A 20,103-nucleotide genomic window follows, 5' to 3' on the forward strand; every position below is an offset into this window, starting at 1 on the left:
GTCGCTAGAGGCCGGCTTCGGCCAGCCGGTGCCGTACCTCGGTGGCCGCCACGCCCGCCTGGATGTCGTGCCGGGCGCCGCTGGCCCGTTCGCGAAACTCCACCACGCCATCGGCCAGCCCGCGTCCGACCACCAGCGTGTACGGCACCCCGAGCAGTTCGGCGTCGGCGAACTTCACCCCGGCGGAGACCTTCGGGCGGTCATCGAGCAGCACCTCCACGCCCTCGGCATCCAGGTCGGCGGCGATCTGCTCCGCGGTGGTCAGCACGTGTGGATCCTTACCCGTTGCGACGATGTGCAGATGTGCCGGGGCGACCTGCACCGGCCAGCACAGCCCGTTCTCGTCGTGGGTGGCTTCGGCGATCGCGGCCAACACCCGGGTGACGCCCAGGCCGTAGGAGCCCATGGTGACCACCCGGGTCTTGCCGTTCTCGTCGAGCACGTTCAGGCCCAGGGCCGCAGCGTAGGTGGTGCCCAGCGCGAAGACGTGTCCGACCTCGATGCCGCGGGCCAGCTCCAGCGGTCCGGACCCGTCCGGAGCCGGGTCGCCGGCGCGCACCTCGGCGGCCTCGATGGTGCCGTCAGCGGTGAAGTCCCGCCCGGCGACCAGGTCGAAGACGTGCTTGCCGGGCTCGTTGGCGCCGGTCATCCACACCGTGCCCGGCACGATACGTGGGTCGAGCAGGTAGCGCGCCGCTCCGGTACCGGCCGAACCGTCGGAGTCGTCCTGGTCGCGCGGAGCCCCATTGGGACCCAGGACCGCGGGCCCCATGTACCCGGGCACGAGTTCGGGCCGGTTGGCCAGGTCCTCGTCGGTGGCGGCCTCCACAAGCGCCGGCTCCATCGCGGCCTGCAGGCGATCCATATCCACCTGCCGGTCTCCGGGAACACCGACTACGAGCACCTCCCGGCGCCCGTCGGGGTGGGTGGCGGTGATGGCCACGTTCTTCAGCGTGTCCGCTGCCTGCCAGGGGCGATCGCTGCGGGGGAAGTGGTCATTGGCGAAGTCCACCAGGGTCTCGATGGTGGGAGTGTCCGGGGTGTCCTCCACGTGCGCGGCGCGCACGCCCGTGGCGTCGGCGTCCGGCGGCACGGGCGTGGTGACGGCCTCGATGTTGGCCGCGTACCCGCCCGGGGAGCGCACATACGTGTCCTCCCCCACATCGGAGGGGTGCAGGAACTCCTCGGAGAAGGATCCGCCCATCGCCCCACTCATCGCCGAGACGATCACATAGTCCAGCCCCAGTCGGTCGAAGATACGCTCGTAGGCATCGCGCTGGGAGGCGTAGGAGACTCTCAGAGCCTCCTCGTCGATGTCGAAGGAGTAGGCGTCCTTCATGATGAACTCGCGCCCGCGCAACAGCCCGGCGCGGGGACGGGCCTCGTCGCGGTACTTGGTCTGGATCTGGTACAGCATCAGGGGCAGGTCCTTGTACGAGGAGTACAGATCCTTGACCAGCAGGGTGAACATCTCCTCGTGCGTGGGGGCCAGCAGGTAGTCGGCCTCCTTGCGGTCCTGGAGCCGGAAGATGTTCGGACCGTACTCCTCCCACCGGTTGGAGGCCTCGTAGGGCTCCTTGGGCAGCAGCGCGGGGAAGTGCACCTCCTGGGCGCCGGAGGCATTCATCTCCGCACGCACGATCGCCTCGATCTTGCCCAGCACCCGCAGTCCCAGCGGCAGCCAGGAGTAGATCCCCGGCGCGGCGCGGCGGATGTAGCCGGCCCGCACGAGCAGTTTGTGGCTGGCGACCTCGGCGTCCACCGGGTCCTCACGCAGGGTTCGGACGAACAGCGTCGACATTCGCAGTATCACGCGGCCGAGTCTATCCACCACCGCGCTGCGGCCCGTCCCGGTCCGCGTGCACATCGGGCGCCGGCGCGTGAGGCATCGCCCGAGCGGCTCTGCCAGAATGAGCAGGTGCCAGAGATGCCCGAGGTCCAGGGGCTGGTCCAGGCGCTGCACGCGCAGTTGACCGGCCGGGAGATGCGCGCGGTGCACGTGGTCTCCTTCCCCGCGCTGAAGACCTACGACCCACCGGTCACCGCCCTGCACGGAGCGCACGTCGCCGGCGTGCAACGGCATGGGAAATGGATCGACATCGCTGCCCGCACCGGCGAGGACGAGGTGCACCTGGTCTTCCACCTCGCCCGCGGTGGATGGGTGCGCTGGCACGAGGAGGCACCGACCCGCTCGCCTCGACCGGGCAAGTCCGGCCTGGCGGTGCGGGTGCTGCTCGACCGGGGGGCTTTCGACCTGACCGAAGCCGGCACCACGAAGAAGCTCGCCGTGCACGTGGTGCGCAGGGCCGTCGACGTGGAGCGGATCGCCACGCTGGGGGTGGACCCGCTCTCGGCGGAGTTCACCCGGGCCCGCTTCGAGGAGTTGCTCGATGTCCGGAACGCCCAGGTCAAGGGCGTGCTGCGGGACCAGAGCCTGATCGCCGGGATCGGCAATGCCTACTCCGATGAGATTCTGCACGCCGCCCGGCTCAGCCCGTTCGCGCTGACCCGGTCCCTGGACTCCGGCGCCCGGGAGCGGCTGTTCGCCGCGATCGAGAGCGTACTGACACGTGCGATCGAGGCAGCATCGGGTAAGGGGCCGGCCGACCTGAAGGATGTGAAGCGCTCGGGGATGGCGGTGCACGGACGCACCGGTCAGGCGTGCGCAGTGTGCGGCGACGTCATCGCCCAGGTCTCCTTCGCCGACTCCTCCCTGCAGTACTGCCCCACATGCCAGACCGGCGGTAAGCTCCTGGCCGACCGCCGCATGTCCAGACTCCTGCGCTGACCGTCCCGGCCCAGGGGTGCTGCCAGGGACTAGAGGAGGATGGTGGCGAAGGTGCCGACCTGGCGAAAGCCCGCACGGTGGTAGGTGGCCAGGGCGGAGGTGTTGTAGGAGTTCACATAGAGCGACACGATCGGGGCGAAGTGGGCCCGGGCATGGTGGATGACCGCGGCCATCCCGGGTGCAGCCAGCCCCCGGCCGCGATGGCGGGGGTGCACCCAGACGCCCTGGACCTGGGCCACACCCAGGCCGACGGTGCCGAGCTCCGCCTTGAACACCACCTCGCGCCCCCTCGGTCCCTCATCGATGCGCACCAGGGATCGGCCCTGATTCACCAGCGCCTTGATCCGGCGCTCATAGCCGCCACCGGCGGTCAGCGGTGAGTATCCGACCTCCTCGGTGAACATCGCGACGCACGCCGGGATGAGGATGTCCAGGTCCTCCGGGGTGGACTGCCGCACACGCGGGTCGGCCCCGATCGCGGGATCGTGGTCGATCATCAACGACGGCTGGTCCGAGCGCACCTCCCTGGGCGGGCCGAGGTGACGGCGCAGCAGCGGCCACAGGGCCAGCACCTGTTCTGCCGGGCCCACCAGGGAGGAGAATCGCTGGCCACGCCGGCGCACATGCTCGGCCAGCGCCTCCAATCCCTCCGGTGGCAGGTCGAGCGGCACCAGGTTGCCCGCGGCCAGGCACAATCCGAGCAACTCCTCCGAGCGCATCGCGCACAGTACCTGGGCACGGCTGTAGACGTTGTGCGACAACGCCTCCACGTACTCGGCCAGCAACGCCGCGGCCACCGGGTCGACCGCCGCCCGGGCCCGCACCCGCTCCACGCCGACCACGCCGGCCTCGACGATGGATACCGGCTCGCCCGCCAGTTGCAGATGGCCCGACCGTTCCCGTCGGGGGCGGGACCGTCGCCGCGGCCACTCACGCATGTCGCTCAGGAGACGCTGACCTGCGGGGCCCCGGCATCGTCGTCGACCTCCATCTCGGCGGCGATCCGGTTGGCCTCGGCCAGGAGCGTCTCGACGATCAACTCCTCCGGCACGGTCTTGATGACCTCTCCCTTGACGAAAATCTGGCCCTTGCCGTTGCCGGAGGCCACGCCCAGGTCGGCCTCGCGAGCCTCACCGGGACCGTTGACGACGCAGCCCATCACCGCGACCCGCAGCGGCACGGTCAGGTGTTCCAGGCCCGCGGTGACCTGATCGGCCAGGGTGTACACGTCCACCTGTGCCCGGCCGCAGGAGGGGCAGGAGACGATCTCCAGTTTGCGCTCGGCCAGGTTCAGGGACTGCAGGATCTGCAAGCCCACCTTGACCTCCTCCACCGGCGGGGCGGACAGCGACACCCGGATGGTGTCCCCGATGCCCTGGGACAACAGCGCCCCGAACGCGGTGGCGGACTTGATCGTGCCCTGGAAGGCCGGACCGGCCTCGGTGACCCCCAGGTGCAGCGGCCAGTCGCCCGCCTCGGCGAGCAGTTCGTAGGCGCGCACCATCACTACCGGGTCGTGGTGCTTCACCGAGATCTTGAAGTCGGTGAAGCCGTGCTCCTCGAACAGGGAGGCCTCCCACACCGCCGACTCCACCAGTGCCTCCGGGGTGGGCTTTCCGTACTTGGCGAGCAGGCGTTTGTCCAGGGAACCGGCGTTCACCCCGATCCGGATGGAGACTCCGGCCTCGGAGGCGGCCCGGGCGATCTCCTTGACCTGATCATCGAACTTTCGGATATTGCCGGGGTTGACCCGTACGGCTGCGCAACCGGCGTCGATCGCGGCGTAGACGTACTTGGGCTGGAAGTGGATATCGGCGATCACGGGGATCTGGGACTTCTTGGCGATGATCGGTAGCGCGGCAGCGTCCTCGGTGGTGGGCACCGCCACCCGCACGATGTCGCATCCGGCGGCAGTCAGTTCGGCGATCTGCTGCAAGGTGGCGTTGATGTCGGTGGTGGCGGTGGTCGTCATCGACTGCACCGTGATCGGCGCCTCCGAACCCACCTTCAGCGGACCGACATTGATCATGCGGGTCTTGCGCCGGGGCCGCAGCACCGGAGGCGCCGCTTTGACGGTGGGGATCCCGAGATCGACAGGTACGCTCACGCCCTCAGTGTAAGTGGTCGGTACCCGGTCAGGTCAGTGTGATCGGGTCGATGATGTCGGCCACGGCCAGCAGCAGACTCATCCCGATCATCACGATCACCACCACGTAGGTCAGTGGCATCAGCCGGGCGGTGTCCACCGGCCCCGGGTCGGCCCGCCCGAAGAGGCCCGACACACGGCGCCTGGCCCCCTCGAACAACGCCCCGGCGATGTGTCCGCCGTCCAGGGGTAGCAGCGGGATCATGTTGAACACGAACAGCGCCATGTTCAGCGAGGCAATCAGGGAGAGCATGTCCGCGGTGCGCTCGGCCGGACCGTAGTCACTCAACTCCACCGAGGTGATCTCCCCGGCGAAGCGGCCCACGCCGATCAGGCCCATCACACCGGGGTCACGTTCGGCGTTGCCCAGCAGTGATTGCGTAATGCCGACCAGCCGTTGGGGCAGGGTCACCACCACCCGCACGGTGCCGCTGAAAACGTTCCAGACCACCTCCGGGACCGCCGTGATCGGCTGGCGCACCAGTTCTCCGGCCGGGCTGATCCCCACGAACGGCACCTGGGTGGTGCGGACCTGCCCGTCCGGGCCCAGCACGGGCCGGCCGTCGTCGTCGACCATCGGACGCTCCGCCAGCGCCGGGGTGACGGTGAAGGTCACGTCCTCACCCGCGCGTTCCACGACCACCTCGGCGGGACCGGTGCCGCCCTGGACGATCGCCTCGGAGACGTCCTCCCAGCCGCTCACCGCGGTGCCGCCCCAGGACACGATCACGTCGTCGGGCTCCAGTCCGCCCTGGCGTGCCGGGGCCGCCCGGTCGGTGTCCGTGCACTCCCTGCTCTCTCCGGCCGGGAGCACACACTCCGAGACCGAGCCCAGCCGGTTGGTGGGCATGAGTTGGCCGATGGTGGTCAGGATGATCGCGAACAGCACGGTGGCGATGATCAGGTTCATCACCGGGCCGCCGAACATCACGCCGAGTTTGCGCGGCACGGTCAGGGCGTAGAACGAGCGATGCTCCTGGCCGGGGACCACCTCCTGGGCGGAGAAGGTGCGGGCGTCCTGGGCGGCCCGGTCCATCCAGCCACGCACGCCGGTGCGGTCGGTCGCGTGGGTACTCTCGGCCCGCGCCGGCGGGAACATCCCCACCATCCGCACGAAACCGCCCAGGGGTAGCATCTTGACGCCGTACTCGGTCTCGCCGCGCTTGGTGGACCACAGCGTCTTGCCGAACCCGACGAAGTAGTCGGTCACCCGGACGCCGAACAGTTTGGCCGGGACCAGGTGCCCGATCTCGTGCAGGGCGATGGACACGATGATGCCCACCACGATCACCCCGACGCCGAACCAGAACTCCATGGGCTCCTTCTTCCCCTTCGTGCACCAGGCTTAGCGTACGTCCTCCGGCGCCGGCTACCGGCGCCCTCAGCCCGCCAAGCGGGTGCGCAGCCATGCGGTGAGCACCGCCCCTTGTGCGTGCTGGAAGGCTCGCAGCGTCGGCAGACCGGGTGGCGGGGGCTGAGCGGACCCGTGCAGGAACAGGCCCAGCAGCACGGCCAGCACCGCATCCACCTGCTCCGGCGTACCGCCCAGGTCGGCCACCGCGCGCAGATGGGCGGTGAGGTCGGCCACGGGGTCATGGAGTCGCGCGTTCAGGGCCAGGCCCAGGGCGTCGAACCAGGGCGCCCCGCGGCAGGCCCAGGGCCAGTCCACGTTTCGTACCCCCTCCGGGGTCACCAGCAGGTTGTCCGACCGGGCGTCCAGGTGCACGATCGAGTCCCCGGCCAGCGCCGGGCCCACCCCCTCGGACAACTCGGTCCGTCGATGTCCTCGGTGATCAGCAGCGCCCAGTCCACTCCCTCGATCGGTTCGCGGTGATGGCCGAGCAGGGTCGGTGCCCCGGCCGCGGCCGGAAGCACCGCCAGTACGTCCGCCTCCTGGGCCACCAGGTCCACCGAGTGCGTGTTCGTGTCGGCACCGCAGGCCTTGACGAAGGCACGTCTACCGGCGGAGGTGACCACTCTGGCCGCCACGCCGGGTGAGAATCCGCCGCGCTGGGTATGCGCGCGCTGCACCGGGGCCCCAGCGCAGCCTCAACGAGGCGTTGCACCGGGCGTGGCAGGTCGGTCCAGGCCAGCCTGGGCCCGTACGGCTGGACGGGGGCGGTCCGGGGTGCCGGCTCAGGCGAGGGGATCGTCCTCACCCCACGGGACCAGCCGCAACCGGCGCGCCTCGGTGGGCAGGTGCCCGGCCCGGGCCCGCAGTTCGGCCACGGTGTCGGCACCGGCGCGCACCATCCGGCCCGAGTAGGCGTCCAACTCCCCACCGGCCAGGGCCAGGCAGAGCCGGGCCACCTCCTCCGGGCTGGTCCACTCGGTGCGGTCGGCGTGAGCGGCCATCACGGCGGTCATGTCGGTGCGCACCACGCCGGGGGCCAGGTCGAAGGCGAAGATGCCGTGCTCCGTGCCGGCCAGGGCGGTGGCCCCGGTGATCCGGAACAGCGCGCTCTTGGAGGCGTTGTAGCCGCTGGACTCAGCATTGTCGCGCACCCCGGAACCGGAGTTGATGTTGACGATCCGGCCTCCGCCGGAGGCGATCATGTGCGGTACCACCTCGCGGGTGAGCAGGTAGGGGCCCTTGACGTTGGTGGTCAGCACCTGCCACCACTCCTGGGCATCGACCTCCCAGAGCGGGGCTTCCCGGTGGTTCAACCCCGCGTTGTTGACCAACAGGTCCACCTGCCCGAAGGTCTGCAGAGCCTGCCCGACGGCGGCGCTCACCTGGTCGGCGTCGGTCACGTCGCACCCGATCGGCAGCACCGCCGGGGTCGGCGCGCCGGTGGCGGCACCGACGTCGGCAGCCAGGTCCTGCAGCCGGCCGGTGTCCCGGGCCAGGGCTACTACCTGCCAGTTTGCGCTCACCAGCGCTCGAACCAGATGGGCGCCGATACCGCGGGAGGCTCCGGTGACGATGGCGACGGGCATGAGGGGGCTCCTGGGGGTTCAGTGGATCAGTTCGTGGACGCGGCCACGGGCCCATGACTCGGCCCGGGTTACCGCGGTCAGGTCCAACTGTGCCGGTCCGAGGTGTTCGGCGACCACTCTGGCTACCGTATCGACGATGGCCGGGAAGCCGATCCTGCCGGAGTGGAACGCTGCCACGCACTCCTCGTTCGCGGCGTTGTAGACCGCCGGATGGGTGCCCCCGGCCTCGGCGGCCGAGCGGGCCAGTGCCACCGCGGGAAAGGCTTCATCGTCCAGCGGGTGGAACTGCCAGGACTGGGTGATGGACCAGTCGGTGGGTACATCGACGCCGTCCAGCCGGTCCGGCCAGGACAGGCCCAGGGCGATGGGAACGAGCATCCGGGGCGGGCCGATCTGGGCGATGGTGGAGCCGTCCCGGAACTCCACCATGGAGTGGATCTGCTGCTGTGGGTGCACGACGACCTCGATGGCGGCCAGGGGCACATCGAAGAGCAGGTGCGCCTCGATCACCTCCAGGCCCTTGTTCACCATCGTGGCCGAGTTGGTGGTGACCACCAGGCCCATATCGAAGTTGGGATGGGCCAGCGCCTGGGCGGGGGTGACATCCGCCAGCTCCGCCCGGGTGCGCCCACGGAACGGGCCGCCGGATGCGGTGAGCACCAGACGTCGGACCTCCTCGCGCCGGCCACCACGCAGGGCCTGAGCGATGGCCGAGTGCTCGGAGTCCACCGGCACGATCTGATCCGGGCGCTGCTGGGCGGCGCGCACCAGTGCCCCACCGGCGATCAGGGACTCCTTGTTCGCCAGCGCCAGGGTGGAACCGGCGGCGAGTGCCGCCAGGGTGGGGCCCAGGCCCACCGAACCGGTGATGCCGTTGAGCACGACGTCGGCACCGTTGCCGGCCACCTCCGCGGCCGCCTCCGCTCCGGTCCGCACGTCCACATCGGGCACGGACCGGCCCAGACTGCTGGCCCGGGCGGCCAGCGCGGTCGCGAAGTCCGCGGCGCTGCCGGTGGCCAGGGCGACCTGGGCGGGGGCGTGCTGCAGAACCTGTTCGGCCAGCAGGTCCGGGTCCGACCCGCCGGCTGCCAGCGCCACGACAGCGAAGGAATCCGGGTGCGCGGCGACGACCTCCAGGGCCTGGGTGCCGATCGAACCGGTGCTGCCCAGGATGGTCAGCGTGCGGGTCACTCCACCGCCAGGAGGATGTCGATCGCTCGATCCAGGTAGGCATCGACGGGACCCTCGGCGTAGGCGCGCGACCGCGGGGCGGAGGGAAAGGTGACCGACCGCAGCTCGGAGGCGCTCAGGTGGGCACCTTCATCGAAGTAGGCCACCAACCGGTCCAGGGCGGCGTCGACGGCCTCGCTGTCGTATCCGCGGCCGCGCTCGGGTGGGGCGAACCGCTCCCCGGGCGGACGTACCAGGCGCGGATACAGGGAGGTGGCGCGCTCGGCCACCTGCTCCATCCAGGCGTCCTGGCTGGCACTGGTGACGAACTCGCTGCGGTCACGTTGGATGAATGCGGCCTCGAGTCGGTCCAGGGCGGCGTCGACCGCTGCCGGGTCGTAGCCGTGCCGGACCAGGTCGAAGGCGGCCGAACGCACATCGGCGCTACTCATCCCGGTGTCACCGCTCTCGTAGGCCGACTTGGCGCGCTCGAAGAACTCTTCGACCTCCTCCCGGTCGTAGCCACTGGCCCAGCGACCGACCGTGGGGAACAGGTCCTCCATGCCGCGCTCCTTCCTGTCCTGCGAATCCGGTTCTGCCGAGAAGTATTACGTACCGGCACCGATGTGCGATTACTGCCAGTACCGTGCCACAACCCGGGCGTCGGCGGGGCGCGCACTCGCCCGACCGGCCGAGATCACGTGCCCAGGAGCAGGAACTGGGCGACGTACACCACAGGCGCGGCCACCAGGATCGAGTCCACCCGATCGAGCACTCCGCCGTGCCCGGGCAGCACCGTGCCCATGTCCTTGACCCCCAGATCACGCTTGAGCAGTGATTCGGACAGGTCCCCCACCGTGGCTGCCACCACCGTGAGCAGCCCGAAGACCACACCGACCCACCAGGCCCCGCCCAGAGCCAGCACGGTCAGGGCGACGCCGGTGATCACGGTCAGCAGGATCGACCCGCCGAAGCCCTCCCAGGACTTCTTCGGGCTCACCGTGGGGGCCATCGGATGTTTGCCGTAAAGGGCCCCTGCGGCGTACCCACCGACGTCATTGGCCACGACCAAGGCGATGAAGGTCAGCACCAGGATCGGTCCGGACCCGGTGAGCATCAGGATCACGAACCCGGCCAGGAACGGGATGTAGGCGGCGGCGAAGATCGCTGCGGTGGCATCTCGTAGCGCGGGCGGCCCGCTGCCATCGAGCACCCGCCAGACGAACGTTCCCCCTGCGGTGAGAATGAATGCCACCCACATCGCCTCGATCCCCGAGGTGTAGGCGGAGATGAGGATCCCGGCGGCCCCCACCAGCAGCGGAAGCAGCGGGATCCTGATGTCCCGGGTTCGCACCGCGCGGGCCAGTTCCCACAGGGCTACCCCACAGGCGAGGGCCACCAGCACCACGAATCCCTCGGTGCGGATGAACAGCGACGCCACCAGCACCGCGCCCAGCACCAGACCCACACCGATTGCCCAGCGCAGGTCCCGGCCGGCGCGCGAAGCGGGCGGCTCGGCCGCCCGCAGCGCCTGTTGCGGGTCGAGGGCCGGCAGTGCAGCAGCGGGTGCCGGCGCAGCCGGCGATTCCGCCGACGCCGGCGTCGGGTCGGCGGGTGAGGTCGTCGTCCCTGGCGGGTTCTCCTCGGGCGGCTCATCCTCCGCGACCCGCGTTGTGGGGGCCGCTTCGAGCCGGGCCTGCTCCTCGGCACGCGCCTGCTCCTGCGCGCGAGCGCGCTCGGCGGCCCGCAGCTGCCGGCGGGTCAGCGGCACCCCGCCAGGGTCTGGATCCTGCTCATTCATGGGCGGGAGATCACACCTCGAGCAGTTCCTTCTCCTTACCCGCCAACAGTGCGTCCACTTCGTCGGTGTGTCGGCGGGTCAGGGATTCCAGTTCGGTCTGTGCCCGATTCACCTCGTCCTCACCGACGTCGCCGTCCTTGGAGAGCTTCTCCAGGTCCTCACGGGCCCGGCGACGGATGCTGCGCACCGAAACACGCGCGTCCTCACCCTTGGACTTGGCCAGTTTGACGTAGTCGCGCCGCCGTTCCTCGGTCAGTGTCGGCAGCACCACCCGGATCATCACACCGTCGTTGGAGGGGTTGACGCCCAGGTCGGATTCGCGCAGGGTCTTCTCGATCGCCTGCATCGAGGACTTGTCGTAGGGCGAGATCAGCACGGTGCGCGCTTCCGGAATGGTCATCGACGCCAGTTGCTGCAGCGGGGTGGGGGCACCGTAGTAATCCACCTCGAGTTTGTTGAACATCCCGACGTTGGCCCGCCCGGTGCGGATACCGCCCAGGTCTTCCCGGGCGACCTCCACTGCTTTGGTCATCTTCTCCTCGGCCTCGAGGAGGATGTCGTCGATCATCGGTGTCTCCTTGTTCGTCGCTGCGGACCCGTGATCACCGTGAGGTGACCAGCGTCCCGATCATCTCACCACGCAGGGCCCGCGTGACGTTGCCGGGCTCCTCCATCCCGAAAACGTGCATCGGTAGATCGTTGTCCCGGCACAGTGCCAGCGCGGTGGAGTCGACGACGCGCAGGTCCCGCTGGATCGCCTCGTCGAAGGTCAGTCGCTGGATCTTCTCGGCGCTGGGGTCGGTGCGTGGGTCGGCGGAGTAGACCCCGTCCACGCCGTTCTTGCCGACCAGCACCTCCACGCAGTGGGTCTCCAGGGCGCGCTGGATCGCGACGGTGTCGGTGGAGAAGTAGGGCATCCCGGCGCCGGCTCCGAAGATCACCACACGGCCCTTCTCCAGGTGGCGGATCGCCCGGAGCGGAATGTAGGGCTCGGCCACCTGACCCATCGTGATCGCCGTCTGCACCCGGGTGCTGACCCCGGCCTTCTCCAGGAAGTCCTGCAGCGCCAGACAGTTCATCACGGTACCGAGCATGCCCATGTAGTCCGCACGGGCTCGGTCCAGACCGCGCTGGGACAGTTCCGCGCCGCGGAAGAAGTTGCCACCACCCACCACGATGGCCACCTGCACGCCGTCGTTCGCCGCGACGGCCACCTGCTGTGCCACCCCGGCGACGACGTCCGGGTCCAGGCCGACGCTGCCACCTCCGAACACCTCCCCGGACAGTTTCAGCAGGACTCGGCGGTGGGTGGGTTCGCTGGTGCTCATCGGCTACTCCCTGTGCTGGTGATCCGGTGGGACTGGTTCCATGATGCCCGAGACGGGCGACCGGTCCGGCTCGCGCCCCGGACGACGCCGGCCCCGACCCTGCGTAGGGCCGGGGCCGGCGTCGGGGTGCGTGGAACCGCTCAGGCCCCGACGCGGAACCGCGCGTAGCCGGTGATGGTGCCACCGGCGTCGGCCACGATCTGACCCACGGTCTGCTTGGGGTCCTTGGCGAACGGCTGGTCCAGCAGCACGTTCTCCTTGAAGAAGCCGTTCAGGCGGCCCTCGATGATCTTGGGCAGCGCTCGCTCCGGCTTGCCCTCGGCGACCGCGGTCTCCTCGGCGATCCGGCGCTCGTCGGAAACGAGGTCCGCCGGTACGTCATCCCGGGAGAGGTAGGTCGGGGAGTAGGCGGCGATGTGCATCGCCACGTCCCGGGCCACGGCGCCACCGGCGCCGTCGGAGGCCACCAGCACGCCCACCTGCGGGGGCAGGTCCTTGGAGGTGCGGTGCAGGTACTCGGTGACCACCTCGCCGTCCACCCGGGCGAGCCGGCGCACGACCAGTTTCTCCCCCAGCGTCGCGGCGGTCTCATCGACCAGTTCGCGAAGGGTGCGTCCCTCGACGTCCTCGGCCAGCAGTGCCTCGGCGTCGGTGACCTCGGAGCCCGCGGCTGCGGTGACAACCTTGTCGGCCAGTTCGGCGAAGGTGTCGTTCTTGGCCACGAAGTCGGTCTCGGAGTTGACCTCGACCAGCACGCCGCGCTGGCCGCCCTCCCCCGCAACGATGGAACTGGCCACCAGGCCGTCCGATGCGGCCCGGTCCTCGCGCTTGCTGACGCCCTTCAGACCCTTGATACGGATGAGTTCCAGCGCCTTGTCGCTGTCACCCCCGGCCTCGTCCAGGGCCTTCTTGACGTCGAGCATGCCGGCGCCGGTGCGCTCACGCAGCGCCTTGATGTCAGCGGCGGTGTAATTCGCCATCTGTGATCCTTCCCAGATCGGTGGTAGTGGAGTCTCAGGCCTCGTCCGCAGGGGTGGCGTCCTCGGTGGACGCCTGCTCCTGGGCGGGGCCGGTCTCGGTCGCTCCGGCCGCGGGGGCCTCGGCGGTCTCGGCCTGCGCGGGCTCCGGGGCCGGGGCCGGGGTGACCCCGGCCTCTTCGGCCACGGCGGCCACATCCTCGGCCTCGTTGGTGGCACCGGCAACCTGCTGGGCGGCCTCGACCTCGGGGTCGGGCTGCTCGGCGCCGGCCACCGAGGTGGCTCCGGACTGCTCGGCCTCGTGGGTGGCGAGCAACTCGCGTTCCCACTCCGCCAGCGGCTCGGCCTCGGCTGCGGCACCCTCGGCCTTGTCACCACCGTGCCGGGCGATCAGGCCCTCCGCGACGGCGTCGGCCACCACCCGGGTCAGCAGGGAGACGGCGCGGATCGCGTCGTCGTTGCCCGGGATCGGGTAGTCGACCTCGTCCGGGTCGCAGTTGGTGTCCAGGATGGCCACCACGGGGATGTTGAGCTTGCGGGCCTCGGCGACGGCCAGGTGCTCCTTCTTGGTGTCCACCACCCACACCGCCGAGGGAACCTTGGCCATCTCGCGGATGCCGCCCAGGGTCCGGGTGAGCTTGTCCTTCTCCCGGCGCTGCATCAGCAGTTCCTTCTTGGTGTAGGCCGAGGAGGCGACGTCGTCGAAGTCGACCTCCTCCAACTCCTTCAGCCGCTGCAGGCGCTTGGAGACGGTGCCGAAGTTGGTCAGCATGCCGCCCAGCCAACGCTGGTTCACGTAGGGCATGCCAACCCGGGTGGCCTGCTCCTCGACCGCTTCCTGGGCCTGCTTCTTGGTGCCGACGAACAGGATCGTGCCACCGTGGGCCACGGTCTCCTTGACGAAGGAGTAGGCGCGGTCGATGTCCTGCAGGGACTTCTGCAGGTCGATGATGTAGATCCCGTTGCGTTCGGTGAAGATGAAACGCTTCATCTTCGGGTTCCACCGGCGGGTCTGGTGCCCGAAGTGGACGCCGCTCTCAAGGAGCTGGCGCATGGTGACAACAGCCATGGCTGTGTTCCTCCTCCCGCGGCGCACAGGCCGCGGATCGGGTGCGCCGCGAGGACGCACAGTTCGGTTGTTCGTGGCCACCGGTACTGGTGGCTACTCCTGGTGCTCACGGCCTCGCGGCACCGCGACCTTCGTCCCGGACCTCGCCACGAGACCCCCGCACAGCGGGAGCGTGAGCGCGCGATGTCAGCCGGTTCGTCGCAGGACAAGCCTGCAGACCCACCGACTGCGGGGCCCATGTTACCCGATCGGCGCCACCACACCAGGCCCAGGGGCCCGCCCGGAGACAGCGGGCACTGAGACGCTGCTCACTCTGCTCACGCTGCTCACGCTGCGCCAAGCATCATCCACAGGCCGGCCGCCGCGGACCGGTGCTCCACAGTCGAAGCGGGGTCGGGGGTGGGTGGCAGGGCCTGCGGCGATGCTGGGTGCGGTAGGAGGTCCGGATGGGTGTACGTACGATCGCCGCGGGCGCCGGGGCCGTGGCCCTGGTGGCACTGGCGCTCACCACGCCCTGGTCCGGCCTCACCCCGGCAGCACCGGAAGCAGTCCCCGGGCCGGCCGCCGGCGGCGAATCGCAGACGACGCGGGCCGGCCCGGCCTCCGAGGCGCACCCAGTGCTGGAGTACCGCTGGCCGGTACCGCCACCACCACGGGTCCTGCGCCACTTCGAGCCACCCGCTCAGGTGTGGTCGCCGGGGCATCGCGGACTGGACCTGAGTGCCGGGGTCGGCGCACCGGTGCACGCCGCCGCAGCCGGAGTGGTGGCTTTCGCCGGGCCGGTGGCGGACCGCACCGTGGTCTCCATCGACCACCCAGACGGCATCCGCACCACCTATGAGCCGCTGGATCCACTGGTGCGAGCCGGCCAGCAGGTGCACGCCGGGCAGGTGATCGGTCATGTGGGAGTGGGCGAGGCCGGAGCGCATTGCGTTGAGTCCTGCCTGCACTGGGGCGCACGCACGGGCCCGGACACCTACCTGGATCCGCTTCTCCTGGTGGGCTCCGCACCGGTCACCATCAGGCTGTACCCGCTGCCGGGGTGACCCTCAGGCCCGCGGGTGGGCCTGATGGAACGCGCTACGCAATCTCTCGGCCGAGATATGGGTGTAGCGCTGGGTGGTCTGCAACGAGGAGTGCCCCAGCACCTCCTGGACCGAGCGCAGATCCGATCCGTGGTCGAGCAGATGGGTCGCCGCCGAGTGGCGCAACCCGTGCGGGGCCAGGTCACGCACCCCGGCCAGCGCGGTGAGCCGGTGCACCACGGTACGGATCTGTCGCGCATCGACCCGTCCGCCACGCACACCCACGAACAGCGCGTCACCCGCCACCGACGTCGCCAGTTCTGCGCGCACGTGCAGCCATCGGGTCAGCGCCCGCGATGCCGGCACCCCGAAGGGCACCATGCGTTCCTTGGCGCCCTTGCCCAGCACCCGCACCAGGCGGTCACCGAAGTCCACGTGCGTGATGTCCAGACCCACCAGCTCGCTGATCCGTAGACCGGAGGCGTACAGCAATTCCAGCGCCGCCCAGTCGCGCACCGCCACCGGCTCACCGTCCTGTGCCAGTTCCCCGGCGGTGCGCAGGAGGGTGACGGCCTCCTCCTCGGTGAGGATGTGCGGGACCACCTGATCGGCCCGGGGTGCCAGCAACCGCGGCCCGGGGTCGACGGCGAGCCAGCCGTTACGCACGGCCCAGGCGGTGAAGGTGCGCGATGCCGCCGCCCGCCTGGCGATGCTGGCCCGGGCGTGACCGCGCGCCGACAGCGCAGCCAGCCAACTGCGCAGCGCGAGCAGGTCCAGACCGGCCAGGTCGGTCGCCTCGGGGTCGGAACCGGTCGGGGCCAGTGTGGCCAGCAGTGAGACGACGTCCCCGCGGTAGCCCCGCACGGTGTGCTCCGACAGCCCACGCTGAGCCCGCAGGTGGGCGGCGAACGCCGACAGCATCGGTACATCCCCGGGCCGTTCTGCCTCCCTCGTCCGCTCCTGGGTGCCCATCCACACACTGTGCCACGGGCCCGGGCACCACCGTGCACCCGACACCGCCAGCCGCAAAGGACGCGAGCCGATCCACGCTAACGTCGGGGGATGAGAACCGGGAGCAACGGGGGTCAGCGCGCCCCAGGTGGTCCGCGTGAGTCGACCCGCACGCTCATCCTGGTGCAGATGCTGCTGGCGGCGCTGATGCTCCTGGCCGCCACCTTGGTGGTGCTCTCGGGGATGGTGCGCTACCCCACGTTGTTGGTGATCTCCCTGGCGGTGACCTTCGTTACCTGCGCGGCTGCGCTGCTGGTCAACTGGCCGCGGTACCCGAAGTTGTTGCGGATACTGCTACCGGTTCTCAACGCGGCCGCGATCGGGATGCTGCGCGAATCGAGCCCGGCGGCGGACCTGGGCTTGCTGTGGATCTTCCCGGCGATCTGGACCGCGTGGTCCTTCGGACTGGCGGCCACCCTCGGAATGCTCGTGTCGATCGCCGTGGCCTACTGGGGCCTGGTGGCCCTCCGGGACACCGGTGCGACGCCCACCTCGGCTGCGCTGGGACCGGTGGTCATCGCGACGCTGGCCGTCATCACCCAGTTGGTGAGCCGACGGGTTCGCGCACAGCAAGATCTGCTCCAGGGCCAGGCACAGTCACTGCAACACGCGGTGGAACGTGCGCGACGACAGGAAGACCTGGTGACCGACGTCTTGGATGCGGTGGACTTCGAGGTGGTCGTCTACGGTGCCGACGGCAGGGTGGTGGTCGCCAACGAAGCCCATCACGGGCTGCAGGCACTGCGCGAGCACGCTGGGGAGAAGCTCTACCGGGCTGACGGGTACACACCCATGGATCCGCACGACCAGCCGAGCGCGCGAGCCGGTCGCGGGGAAACGGTGGAGCGGGAACTGCACTGGTACGGAGCGCCGGGCCGGGACCGCCGAGCACTGGAGACGACCACGCGCCGACTGCAGGACTGGCGGGGACAGGACGTGGGCATCGTGATGGTCAGCCGTGACGCCACCGCTGAGGAATTGGCGGTGCGCGCCCGTGCCGACCTCGTGGCCTCGGTCTCCCACGAGTTGCGCACCCCGCTGACTTCCATCCTGGGGTTCCTGGAACTGGCGGCCGAGACGGACGGCCTGCCGGCCGGCACCCGCCGTGGCCTGCAGATCGCCGAACGCAATGCTGGACGGCTGCTCACCCTGATCGGCGACATCCTCACCACCTCCGCCCACTCCCGGGAAGGCATCGCGTTGACGGTGAACCCGGTCCCGGAGAGCCTGTCCGAGGTGGTCGGCGCCGCCATCGAAGCGGCTTCGGACCAAGCCCGGAGCCGACAGATGCGGATCGATGCCACCGGGGTGGAACCGACCTGGGCGCGCATCGACGTCGGCCGGATCCGGCAGGTCGCGGACAACCTGATCTCCAACGCCATCAAGTACGGCCGCGACGGTGGCCGGATCGCCGTGGGTGTCACCAGCGATGGTACGCATGCGTGGATCGTGGTGCGCGATGACGGTCCCGGAGTCTCCGAACAGGAACTCCCGCTGCTGTTCGACCGGTTCTTCCGCTCCGACCGGGTGCGCAACACCTCCACCCACGGTAGCGGTCTGGGGTTGCCGATCAGCAGGGATATCGCGCGTGCCCATGGCGGCGACATCACCGTGCAGAGCACCCCCGACGAGGGCGCCACGTTCGTTGTGCGGCTCCCCGCCGCAGTACCAGGGCCGGCTACCGGAGCACCATCTGCGGCGGCGACCGGCTCCGCACACCCGAGCCCAACGCACGAGGAGCGATGATGAGTTGGTTGGATCCAGCCACGATGAGCCTGGTGACGGCCTTGGTGGTGGTGGTCTCCGGCATCGCGTTCCTGACCGACACGGCGTTGCACGCCAGGAACCGGGCGGCACGAGTGTGGGCGCTGTCGTTCATGGCGGGGATCCTGGCCGTGATGACCTACTTCGCCTGGGAGTTCCTCGCCGGCGCGTGGGTGGCCGCCGCGGTGGGTAACGCCGCCTTCGTCGTCACCACCGGGTGCATGTGGGTGGGCGGTCGGGTCTACAACGGCCGCCCAATGGCCCCGGGCGTCGCCCTGGTGGGGCTACTCGCGGTGACGACGCTGCTCAGCACGCTGGTCCAGGGCCCCGCCGGAGGCTCCTGGGCGGGCGCCGAGGTGATGTTCCTGACACTGCTCGTGCTCTCCGGACTGGGGTCGATCGAGGCCCGCCGGGGCGCGCTCGGCACCACGGCCACAGCCTGGGGCATCACCGCCGCGCTGGGCGTTCAGTGTCTGTACTACATCGCCCGCACCTGGGTCTTCCTCACCCGTGGGCCGGAGTCGGAACTCTTCCTGCAATGGTTCGATACCGCCCCGACCTCCGTGATCACGATCGCGCTGACCATCTCGGTGGTGGTCTCTCTCTCGGTGCTACGCGCCCAGGATCGAGCCCGACCCGCACGAGGTGCCGACATCACCCTGACCCAGGTGCGGGACGGGTTCCTGGGCCCGGGCTCCTTCGAAGGTGTGCTGCAGGGTCAGTTGCACCGGGCCGAGCAGCGCCGGGAGCGGCTCGCCGTGATCGTCCTCCAGACCAGTGGTCTGGAGCAGATTCGTTCCGCGTTCGGCAACCGCGCCGTCGAGGAGGTCGCCACGCGCTGGCGTGAGGGCATCCAGACCGCAGTGCCGTTGTCTGCCCTGCTCGGTCAAGTCGACCCGGCCACCGTGGTGATCAGCGCCCCGGTGCTGGGCGCAAACCAGGCCAAGCGCCTCGCGGGGCAGATCTCCCAGCGGGTGCTCGATGAGTTCAATGCTGCTGCGACGGCTGCGACCGTCATCGTCGGGGTGGGGGTGTGCGTCAGCGTCCCGGGCCTGAGCGCCCGGGACCTCCTGGACCGGGCCCAGACCGGCGCGGTCCGCTCCGCAGCAGGCGCCGAGACCGCTATCGTCCTGGTCGGGGCGGATGAGGTCGATGCTCAGGCAGCGGTGAGCCGGTAACCGACCCCGCGCACGGTTTCGATCCATCGGGGCTGGGCCGGTCGCTCCCCAAGTTTGCGGCGCAGGTTGGCCACGTGCACCTCGATGGCGCGCTCATCCTGCTCGGTGATGTAGGCGGTGCTGCCCAGGTAGGTCTCACCCCGCAGCATCAGCGCCAGATCCGCCTTGCTGATCACCCGCCGGCCCCCCTCCAGCAGGGCGTGCAGGATGTCGAACTCGCTCCGGGTCAGGTCCAGTTCCGCCCCGTGCAGGTTCACGAGGCGCATCTGCGGATGCAGTGCCAGGCCGTGGTGGTCCAGCCACGCCGATCCGGCGTTCGCCCCGCCCCCCACGGCAGGCGTCGGCGGACTGGCTCCGAGGCCACCGGAGTGTTCCGGGGTGGTCCCGGTAGGTGCTGCGCCCGAGTGGATCTCGCGGGGCCGGCGCAACATCGCCTCGATCCGGGCGCGTAGTTCCCGCGGGCGGAACGGCTTGGTGAGGTAGTCGTCGGCCCCGGACTGCAGGCCGGCTACGGTGTCGATCTCCTCGGTGCGGGCGGTGAGCATCACGATGTAGGTGTCACTCACCGCGCGGATCCGCTTGGCGGCCTCGAACCCGTCGATCCCGGGCATGCTCACGTCCAGGGTGGTCACCAACGGCTCGTGACGGCGCACCAGGTCCACACCCTCGGTGCCGGTGCCGGCCGAGTAGGTATCGAAGCCGGCCTGCTCCAGCACGGTCGCCACCAGTTCACGGATATCGGCATCGTCTTCGATGACGACGGCAATACGCCTGTCCTGCACCACATCGCTCCCCGGAACCTGACTGCCCTGACGTGGCGGGCAGTCGATGACTCCTGTGACGATATCGCAGAAGTTCCGGCTGAACGCTTCCCCGGGGCCGTGGCGGGGTGGCGGAGAAGACACG

The 20,103-nt window shown here is 69.9% G+C and carries 19 protein-coding genes; 4 read left to right on the forward strand and 15 right to left on the reverse strand.

The window, feature by feature from the left end:
• Positions 1-4: 4 nt before the first annotated feature.
• Positions 5-1,813 (reverse strand): proline--tRNA ligase, encoded by a 1,809-nt coding sequence (locus ACPL7H_RS12680; RefSeq protein ID WP_424797252.1) that lies wholly within the window; start codon positions 1,811-1,813, stop codon positions 5-7.
• Between the two features lie 105 nt (positions 1,814-1,918).
• Between ACPL7H_RS12680 and ACPL7H_RS12685 the strand changes: the two genes are divergently transcribed.
• Positions 1,919-2,788, forward strand: a complete 870-nt coding sequence (locus ACPL7H_RS12685; RefSeq protein ID WP_424797253.1) for a DNA-formamidopyrimidine glycosylase family protein — start codon at positions 1,919-1,921, stop codon at positions 2,786-2,788.
• Positions 2,789-2,817: 29 nt separating this feature from the next.
• Here the strand turns inward: ACPL7H_RS12685 and ACPL7H_RS12690 are convergent, their stop codons facing one another.
• From ACPL7H_RS12690 to rpsB, 12 genes are all read right to left on the reverse strand, one after another.
• A complete protein-coding gene (locus tag ACPL7H_RS12690; RefSeq protein ID WP_424797254.1) occupies positions 2,818-3,726 on the reverse strand; it encodes a GNAT family N-acetyltransferase in 909 nt (302 codons plus the stop codon).
• Between the two features lie 5 nt (positions 3,727-3,731).
• Positions 3,732-4,895 (reverse strand): flavodoxin-dependent (E)-4-hydroxy-3-methylbut-2-enyl-diphosphate synthase, encoded by a 1,164-nt coding sequence (gene ispG / locus ACPL7H_RS12695; protein ID WP_424797255.1) that lies wholly within the window; start codon positions 4,893-4,895, stop codon positions 3,732-3,734.
• A 28-nt stretch (positions 4,896-4,923) separates the two neighbouring features.
• Positions 4,924-6,249 (reverse strand): M50 family metallopeptidase, encoded by a 1,326-nt coding sequence (locus ACPL7H_RS12700; protein WP_424797256.1) that lies wholly within the window; start codon positions 6,247-6,249, stop codon positions 4,924-4,926.
• A 66-nt stretch (positions 6,250-6,315) separates the two neighbouring features.
• Positions 6,316-6,702 carry a hypothetical protein gene (locus ACPL7H_RS12705; RefSeq protein ID WP_424797257.1) on the reverse strand — a complete coding sequence of 129 codons (387 nt, stop codon included), beginning with the start codon at positions 6,700-6,702 and terminating at the stop codon, positions 6,316-6,318.
• Positions 6,703-7,070: 368 nt separating this feature from the next.
• The gene (locus ACPL7H_RS12710) at positions 7,071-7,874 is read right to left on the reverse strand and encodes an SDR family oxidoreductase (protein WP_424797258.1); all 804 of its coding nucleotides are present in this window, start codon (positions 7,872-7,874) and stop codon (positions 7,071-7,073) included.
• 18 nt (positions 7,875-7,892) lie between these two features.
• On the reverse strand, positions 7,893-9,065 hold the full coding sequence (gene dxr / locus ACPL7H_RS12715) for a 1-deoxy-D-xylulose-5-phosphate reductoisomerase (protein ID WP_424797259.1): 1,173 nt from the start codon (positions 9,063-9,065) through the stop codon (positions 7,893-7,895).
• Positions 9,062-9,607, reverse strand: coding sequence for a DivIVA domain-containing protein (locus ACPL7H_RS12720; protein WP_424788374.1), 546 nt, complete (start codon positions 9,605-9,607; stop codon positions 9,062-9,064). The genes dxr and ACPL7H_RS12720 overlap by 4 nt, the downstream gene beginning before the upstream one ends.
• 134 nt (positions 9,608-9,741) lie before the next feature.
• Complete coding sequence (locus ACPL7H_RS12725; RefSeq protein WP_424797260.1) at positions 9,742-10,845, reverse strand: phosphatidate cytidylyltransferase; 1,104 nt, start codon at positions 10,843-10,845, stop codon at positions 9,742-9,744.
• Positions 10,846-10,855: 10 nt separating this feature from the next.
• Positions 10,856-11,413 carry a ribosome recycling factor gene (gene frr, locus ACPL7H_RS12730; protein ID WP_424797261.1) on the reverse strand — a complete coding sequence of 186 codons (558 nt, stop codon included), beginning with the start codon at positions 11,411-11,413 and terminating at the stop codon, positions 10,856-10,858.
• Between the two features lie 34 nt (positions 11,414-11,447).
• Entirely contained in the window at positions 11,448-12,173 is a 726-nt protein-coding gene (pyrH, locus tag ACPL7H_RS12735) for a UMP kinase (protein WP_424788377.1), read from the reverse strand.
• Between the two features lie 140 nt (positions 12,174-12,313).
• The gene (gene tsf / locus ACPL7H_RS12740) at positions 12,314-13,153 is read right to left on the reverse strand and encodes a translation elongation factor Ts (RefSeq protein ID WP_424797262.1); all 840 of its coding nucleotides are present in this window, start codon (positions 13,151-13,153) and stop codon (positions 12,314-12,316) included.
• Positions 13,154-13,187: 34 nt separating this feature from the next.
• Positions 13,188-14,219, reverse strand: coding sequence for a 30S ribosomal protein S2 (gene rpsB / locus ACPL7H_RS12745; protein WP_424797263.1), 1,032 nt, complete (start codon positions 14,217-14,219; stop codon positions 13,188-13,190).
• 446 nt (positions 14,220-14,665) lie between these two features.
• On the opposite strand from rpsB, the gene ACPL7H_RS12750 reads away from it, so the two are divergent.
• Complete coding sequence (locus ACPL7H_RS12750) at positions 14,666-15,265, forward strand: M23 family metallopeptidase (protein ID WP_424797264.1); 600 nt, start codon at positions 14,666-14,668, stop codon at positions 15,263-15,265.
• Between the two features lie 3 nt (positions 15,266-15,268).
• Here the strand turns inward: ACPL7H_RS12750 and ACPL7H_RS12755 are convergent, their stop codons facing one another.
• Positions 15,269-16,216 (reverse strand): tyrosine recombinase XerC, encoded by a 948-nt coding sequence (locus ACPL7H_RS12755; protein WP_424797265.1) that lies wholly within the window; start codon positions 16,214-16,216, stop codon positions 15,269-15,271.
• A gap of 90 nt (positions 16,217-16,306) precedes the next feature.
• Here ACPL7H_RS12755 and ACPL7H_RS12760 point away from each other — a divergent pair, with 90 nt between their 5' ends.
• Positions 16,307-18,001 carry a sensor histidine kinase gene (locus ACPL7H_RS12760; protein WP_424797266.1) on the forward strand — a complete coding sequence of 565 codons (1,695 nt, stop codon included), beginning with the start codon at positions 16,307-16,309 and terminating at the stop codon, positions 17,999-18,001.
• Positions 18,001-19,197 carry a diguanylate cyclase domain-containing protein gene (locus tag ACPL7H_RS12765; RefSeq protein WP_424797267.1) on the forward strand — a complete coding sequence of 399 codons (1,197 nt, stop codon included), beginning with the start codon at positions 18,001-18,003 and terminating at the stop codon, positions 19,195-19,197. The genes ACPL7H_RS12760 and ACPL7H_RS12765 overlap by 1 nt, the downstream gene beginning before the upstream one ends.
• On the opposite strand, the gene ACPL7H_RS12770 is transcribed toward ACPL7H_RS12765, so the two are convergent.
• Positions 19,176-20,102, reverse strand: a complete 927-nt coding sequence (locus ACPL7H_RS12770; protein ID WP_424797268.1) for a response regulator transcription factor — start codon at positions 20,100-20,102, stop codon at positions 19,176-19,178. The genes ACPL7H_RS12765 and ACPL7H_RS12770 overlap by 22 nt on opposite strands.
• Between the last annotated feature and the right edge of the window lies 1 nt (position 20,103).

It is taken from the genome of Pseudactinotalea sp. Z1732, from assembly GCF_049724975.1.
In the GTDB taxonomy this organism is placed as follows: domain Bacteria; phylum Actinomycetota; class Actinomycetes; order Actinomycetales; family Beutenbergiaceae; genus CALKWS01.